Annotated in this window: 1 rRNA gene; it reads left to right on the forward strand. The window is 55.6% G+C overall.

From position 1 onward, the window contains the following. Positions 1–1029: ribosomal RNA gene (locus tag ACIBK5_RS43610) — 23S ribosomal RNA — on the forward strand; the annotation flags it as partial. Positions 1030–1050 lie beyond the last annotated feature (21 nt).

The raw sequence follows: 1050 nt of genomic DNA on the forward strand, positions 1-1050 counted from the left end.
TGGCGAAGCTGAGAACTTAAGCGCCAGTAAACGGCGGTGGTAACTATAACCATCCTAAGGTAGCGAAATTCCTTGTCGGGTAAGTTCCGACCTGCACGAATGGCGTAACGACTTCTCGACTGTCTCAACCATAGGCCCGGTGAAATTGCACTACGAGTAAAGATGCTCGTTTCGCGCAGCAGGACGGAAAGACCCCGGGACCTTTACTACAGTTTGATATTGGTGTTCGGTTCGGCTTGTGTAGGATAGCTGGGAGACTTTGAAACTCGCACGCCAGTGTGGGTGGAGTCGTCGTTGAAATACCAGTCTGGTCGTGCTGGATGTCTAACCTGGGTCCGTGATCCGGATCAGGGACAGTGTCTGATGGGTAGTTTAACTGGGGCGGTTGCCTCCTAAAGAGTAACGGAGGCGCCCAAAGGTTCCCTCAGCCTGGTTGGCAATCAGGTGTTGAGTGTAAGTGCACAAGGGAGCTTGACTGTGAGACCGACGGGTCGAGCAGGGACGAAAGTCGGGACTAGTGATCCGGCGGTGGCTTGTGGAAGCGCCGTCGCTCAACGGATAAAAGGTACCCCGGGGATAACAGGCTGATCTTCCCCAAGAGTCCATATCGACGGGATGGTTTGGCACCTCGATGTCGGCTCGTCGCATCCTGGGGCTGGAGTCGGTCCCAAGGGTTGGGCTGTTCGCCCATTAAAGCGGTACGCGAGCTGGGTTTAGAACGTCGTGAGACAGTTCGGTCCCTATCCGCTGTGCGCGTAGGAATATTGAGAAGGGCTGTCCCTAGTACGAGAGGACCGGGACGGACGAACCTCTGGTGTGCCAGTTGTTCTGCCAAGGGCATGGCTGGTTGGCTACGTTCGGGAGGGATAACCGCTGAAAGCATCTAAGCGGGAAGCCTGCTTCGAGATGAGTATTCCCACCTCCTTGAGAGGGTAAGGCTCCCAGTAGACGACTGGGTTGATAGGCCGGATATGGAAGCACGGTAACGTGTGGAGTTGACCGGTACTAATAGGCCGAGGGCTTGTCCTCAGTTGCTCGCGTCCACTGTGT

Source organism: Streptomyces sp. NPDC050546 (genome assembly GCF_044457425.1).
In the GTDB taxonomy this organism is placed as follows: domain Bacteria; phylum Actinomycetota; class Actinomycetes; order Streptomycetales; family Streptomycetaceae; genus Streptomyces.